At 69.1% G+C, this 5,394-nt stretch carries 4 protein-coding genes; 2 read left to right on the forward strand and 2 right to left on the reverse strand.

The genetic code is table 11. The features are described 5' to 3' along the window. Positions 1–312: 312 nt before the first annotated feature. A complete protein-coding gene (locus tag ACWD6P_RS36630) occupies positions 313–1,659 on the forward strand; it encodes a L,D-transpeptidase (protein ID WP_451448545.1) in 1,347 nt (448 codons plus the stop codon). A 120-nt stretch (positions 1,660–1,779) separates the two neighbouring features. Here ACWD6P_RS36630 and ACWD6P_RS36635 read toward each other — a convergent pair whose 3' ends face one another. Together ACWD6P_RS36635 and ACWD6P_RS36640 are read right to left on the reverse strand one after the other, a co-directional pair. Next, positions 1,780–2,754, reverse strand: a complete 975-nt coding sequence (locus ACWD6P_RS36635) for an AraC-like ligand-binding domain-containing protein (protein ID WP_451448548.1) — start codon at positions 2,752–2,754, stop codon at positions 1,780–1,782. A 482-nt stretch (positions 2,755–3,236) separates the two neighbouring features. Beyond that, positions 3,237–4,238 carry a sigma-70 family RNA polymerase sigma factor gene (locus ACWD6P_RS36640; protein ID WP_451448546.1) on the reverse strand — a complete coding sequence of 334 codons (1,002 nt, stop codon included), beginning with the start codon at positions 4,236–4,238 and terminating at the stop codon, positions 3,237–3,239. A 451-nt stretch (positions 4,239–4,689) separates the two neighbouring features. On the opposite strand from ACWD6P_RS36640, the gene ACWD6P_RS36645 reads away from it, so the two are divergent. Beyond that, on the forward strand, positions 4,690–5,208 hold the full coding sequence (locus ACWD6P_RS36645; RefSeq protein ID WP_451448547.1) for a hypothetical protein: 519 nt from the start codon (positions 4,690–4,692) through the stop codon (positions 5,206–5,208). Positions 5,209–5,394 lie beyond the last annotated feature (186 nt).

The raw sequence follows: 5,394 nt of genomic DNA on the forward strand, positions 1-5,394 counted from the left end.
GAGGGGGCGGACCGTAGGACGGAGTCTGGAGGGCCGCACCCGCAGCCGAAAACGCCCCGCGCAGCGGCAACAGCCCGCCGCAGGCGCAACGGCGACAAACCACCACGGCGGGAAAGCCGAAAACGTGGGAAGCCAAGCCAAGCGCAGCGGACCGGCCTGGACGAACAAGGCGCCCCGCTGCGACCCTGGCTGTCGGGGTCGGCGGATCGTCCACCGACCCCGAGAGTGTGACCTTCATCACAACAAGAGCCCGTCCGCAACCAAATCCGCCTGTAGGTGCTGTTTACCAGCACGGAATCACAACACCCCTGTATGGAGCAGCTCGTGACATCGCCGGACAACCTTGCGCCCGATCCGTCCCGCACCCCGCAGCAGCCGCTCCAGTCAGACGGGCAGCAGGCGGCGGGCGCACCGCGCCGCACCCGTCGGATGCGGCGCACGCTGGCCGTGACCGCCCTGTTCGCGGCGGGTGCGCTGGCTCTTACGGCCTGCGGCGGCGACGCCGAGGCCGGTGGCCATGACGACGGCAAGGGCGGGCAGGCGGGCGCCGATGCCGCGGCCGCCAAGGACGCCTCGGACGCCAAGATCACGGTCTCTTCGAAGAACGGCGCCACCGACGCCAGCATCAACGACACCGGTGTGAAGGTCACCGGCGGCAAGTTGACCGATGTGAAGCTCACCGTCGCCGACTCCGGGGCCGAGGTGGCCGGTGCCATATCGGCCAACGGCAAGTCCTGGAAGCCCGGCGTCCAGCTGGAGCGCGGCACCAAGTACAAGCTCGTGGCGAATGCCAAGGACTCCAAGGGCCGTTCGGCCACCGAGAACGCGACCTTCACGACGGTCTCCTCGGCCAACAGCTTCATCGGCAGCTACACCCCCGACAACGGCAAGACCGTCGGCGTCGGCATGCCGGTCTCCTTCAACTTCGACAAGGTGATCACCAACAAGAAGGACGTCCAGTCCCACATCAAGGTGACCTCCAGCAGCGGCCAGCAGGTCGTCGGCCACTGGTTCGGCTCCCAGCGCCTGGACTTCCGCCCTGAGGAGTACTGGAAGGCCGGCTCCAAGGTCACCATGCAGATCGACCTGGACGGCGTGAAGGGCGGCAACGGCATCACCGGTGTGCAGTCCAAGACGGTGTCCTTCACGATCGGGCGCTCGCAGGTCTCCACGGTGGACATGAACACCCAGACCATGACGGTCAAGCGGGACGGCAAGACCTTCAAGTCCATCCCGATCTCCGGCGGCAGCCCCGAGAACCCCACCTACAACGGCCAGATGGTGATCTCGGAGAAGTTCGAGCAGACCCGGATGGACGGCTCGACGGTCGGCTTCACCAAGGAGAACGGCAAGGGCGAGTACGACATCAAGGACGTTCCGCACGCCATGCGGCTGTCCTCGTCCGGCACCTTCATCCACGGCAACTACTGGGGCTCCCCGTCCATCTTCGGCAAGGCCGGCACCAGCCACGGCTGCGTCGGCCTGGAGGACAACAAGGGCGGCGGTGGCGACACCCCGGGCAAGTGGTTCTTCAACGAGTCGCTGGTCGGCGATGTCGTCATCGTGAAGAACTCGGACGACCGGACCATCCAGCCCGACAACGGCCTCAACGGCTGGAACATGTCGTGGTCGCAGTGGCAGGCGGGCAGCGAGGTCTGACGGACCGCGCCCGCGGGCGATACCCGAAGGCGGTGGCCGGCCCCGGTGAGAGGGCCGGCCACCGCCTTTTCGTACGCGCTCTCCGCCTCATGCCGCGGCCCAACTGTGTTGCCGATGAGTTCACTCGTGGCTGTGGAGGGCCTGATGCCGGTGGTCCTTGGGCGTGGTGCCGTAGGCGGCGCGGTAGGCGCGGCTGAAGTCGGCTGCGCGGGCGAATCCCCAGCGGGTGGCGATGGCGTGGAGGGGGACGGCGTGAAGTGCTGGGTCGGTGAGGTCGCGACGGGCCGCCTCCAGGCGCAGGCGGCGGATCCAGGCGGCGACCGTGGCTTCCTCGTCCTGGAAGAGGCGGTGCAGGTAGCTGGTGGAGATGTGGTGCGCGGCAGCGATCGTGGCGGGGGTCAGGTGCGGGTCGTGCAGGTGCTCCCGGATGAACGCCTGGATGCGCAGGGTGAGGGTCCGTCGGTGGGTCTCCGGGGGGAGGCAGTCACCGGCTTCGAGCAGATGGGCGAAGAGCGCGGCGGTCAGATCGGTCACGACCGTGCCCAGTCGGGGGGCGTCGGTGGGCTGGTACGGGGTGGTGTCCTCGGTGAGTCGGGTGAGGAACCGTCCCAGGAGGGCGCCCATCCCTTCCCGGGCCGACACCGGCGCCCCGACTACCCGGCGGGCCATGTCTCGCGGGAGTGGTATCAGGGCCTTGGGAATCTCCAGCGCCACTGACGTGACCGGGGCCCCGGTGCTGTGGACCTCGTCCGGCAGCGAGGAAGAGTTGATGAACAGGTCGTACGGCGTGAAGTCGGTTTCCCGGTGCCTCCACGCTCCTGTCACTCTCCCGCGTAAGAGGAGCGCGAGGTGGTACGTCTCGGGGTCGGACTGCCGGATCAGCTTCGGCGTGCGCCGGAAGACCAACGGCTGGAACGTGGCAGACCACACGGTGACGGCACCGAGGGCCAGCACGCGCTGGGAAGCCCGGAAGTCATCGGCGTAGTCGCTGCGCAGCTCCATGGGCGCATGCGTGCGGCCCAAGAGCTCGGCCCAGTAGTCAAACCGGTCCGGCACAGGCACATCGTCACTGCGAAACACCAGGTCGTCCAGCAACAGCAACTCCCCCGATTCTGAAACCACAGGTCAAAGGGCTCCCACGCTCCCACCAGGTGATACACGGTGTGCTGGACGCCCCCGGTTCCCCGGTTCCCTGCCCCGGCGGCCGGGAGTGCGCAACGCCCGCGGCCGCGGCAGACGCCGCTCGGCCGGTCGCCGCGGCCGGCCCTCCCTCGTCCGCCCCCAGCGAGGCCAGCACCGCGCGGGCACCGGCGGCCCGCAGCTCCTCGGCGGCCCTGACCGCGTCGCCCAGGGTCGTCAGCGTCCGTTCCCCTGCCCGAACCCGTGGTTTCCACGCGATGCTACGAGTCGATTCCGGGAAGTAAACGGATCCGGACGTCAGTCGGACTCAAACGTGCATCAACGGGCATCGGCGATCCGCAGGCACGGCCCACGCCGCCCCGGACACACACCGGACACACAGGAGCCCCGACGCCGCAAGGGAGGGCACCGGGGCTCGTCCTGCCGGGAACGGGGTCTTACGCCGCCGCGTCGAACCCCGTGTCCCGTGCCATCCGCTTCAGTTCCAGCAGCGCATGCTTCTCGATCTGCCGGATCCGCTCGCGGGTCAGACCGTGCTGCTTGCCGACCTCGGTCAGGGTGCGCTCGCGGCCGTCGTCGATGCCGTAGCGCGCCTTGATGATCGAGGCGGTGCGGTGGTCGAGGCGGTCGATCAGGTCCTCCAGCTCCTCGCTGCGCAGCAGCGTGAGCACCGACTGCTCGGGCGAGGCGGCGGAGGTGTCCTCCAGCAGGTCGCCGAACTGGGTGTCGCCGTCGTCGTCCACCGACATGTTGAGGCTCACCGGGTCGCGCGCCCAGTCCAGTACGTCGGTGACGCGGTCGGGCGTCGAGCCCAGCTCGCCGGCGACCTCCGCCGGCTCCGGGTCGCGGCCGTTCTCACGGTTGAACTCGCGCTGCACCCGGCGGATCCGGCCCAGTTCCTCGACAAGGTGCACGGGCAGCCGGATCGTGCGCGACTGGTCGGCGATGGAGCGGGTGATGGCCTGACGGATCCACCACGTCGCATACGTCGAGAACTTGAAGCCCTTGGCGTAGTCGAACTTCTCGACGGCGCGCACCAGGCCGGCGTTGCCCTCCTGGATCAGATCCAGCAGGGGCAGTCCCGCGCGCGGGTAACGGCGCGCCACGGCGACGACCAGCCGGAGGTTGGAACGGATGAAGACGTCCTTGGCCCTGGCGCCCTCCTCGGCCAGCGCCTCCAGCTCCTCGCGGCCGGCACCGGCGGCATTGCCGTCGGTGATCTCACCGTCCAGGATCTGCTGGGCGTAGACGCCCGCCTCGATGGTCTGGGACAGCTCGACCTCCTTGGCGGCGTCGAGCAGCGGTGTACGCGCGATCTCGTCGAGGTACATGCCGACCAGGTCGCGGTCGGCGATCTCCCCGCCTACGGCGCGAACACTGTTGGCCCCGTCAGAATCGCTGCTGCTTTCCTGGCGACGGGCGACGGCACGGGTTGCCATGCGTGTGCTCCCTTTGCGATGAGTCGGTCGCGGGACGATGGGGCGAGCCGATTGGTGGTGCACCCACTGCGATGCTTGCCGGGTGGCCCGTCCGAAGGAAACAACGGCTGGAATCCGGACAGAATTCCCACGCGGCGCTTCTATTTTTCTGATCATGCAGTACCCTGCACCCCCGCCGAGGGGGTCACATGCTGCACAAGCAAGAGGAAGCGCAGGTCAGAGCGGCCCCGGAAGGGGACCTCCGCCCCCTTGTGGATCTTTACCAGCACCAGACCCGTGAGGCGTGCATCACCTTCGACGCGGAGCCCTCCGTACCCGGGCGGCGCCGCCCGTGGTTGCCTTCCCACCTCTGAAGACGGGACCCGCCGCTTTCTGGTTGCCCGCCGCTCCGGTTGACGGAAGGGACCCCCGGGTGTCGCCTGGACAGAGGGGCGATCGAGAGGAGCCCGCCATGGACCAGCACGCTCAGCGACACGGCGCGAGGGCCGCTCGCTCACACGGCACGGTCGAGGTCGAGCACGGCGCGACGGCCGACACCGGCGGCCGGGCCCCGCAGCAGCCCTCCCGGCTCGCCGCCCTGGCCGAGCGCGTCCCGCCGACCGTTTCGCTGCCGATCATCGCGGCCCTGGCCTTCGGCTGCTTCACGATCTTCCGCACCCACGCCGCCGGCATCAAGGGCGGCCCCGCCCTGCTGTACGGGGTGGCCGCGGCCGTCGTCACCGGCGTACTGGGGCTGATCGTGGTCCACTACCAGTCGTCGATGATCACCGAGACCCGGGCGCTGGCCTACGGCGCGCTCTTCGGCGCGGCAGTGGGCTGGAACTACAGCCTCGGCGGCGAAACCGTCCTCAAGTCCTGCGGCTTCGGCCTCGGCATGGGCGCGATCATGTTCGTCGTCTCCCTCTACATCTTCCGCACCCATCGCATCCGCGAGCCGCATGGCAGGCATAGGGCGGCGGCGGTTGGCTGAGCCTTCCCCTGCCCTTCCGCTGCGCTTGGCCTGCGCCCCACGTTTTCGGCTGTCCCGCCGTGGGGGTTGCTGTGGGTTCGCCTGCGGCGAGCTGATTGCCGCTGCGCGGGGCTTATCGGCCGCCGGTGACGGTCCTCCGGGGCAGGGTGTCCGGACTGCTTCGCTTTACGTCCGGACACCCTGCCC

Source organism: Streptomyces sp. NPDC002446, assembly GCF_053595675.1.

Excerpts from the sequence above, each read along its gene's own strand:
- ACWD6P_RS36645 (WP_451448547.1), top strand. The coding sequence starts at position 4,690 with ATGGACCAGCACGCTCAGCGACACGGCGCGAGGGCCGCTCGCTCACAC.
- ACWD6P_RS36630 (WP_451448545.1), top strand. The coding sequence starts at position 313 with ATGGAGCAGCTCGTGACATCGCCGGACAACCTTGCGCCCGATCCGTCC.
- ACWD6P_RS36640 (WP_451448546.1), bottom strand. The coding sequence starts at position 4,238 with ATGGCAACCCGTGCCGTCGCCCGTCGCCAGGAAAGCAGCAGCGATTCT.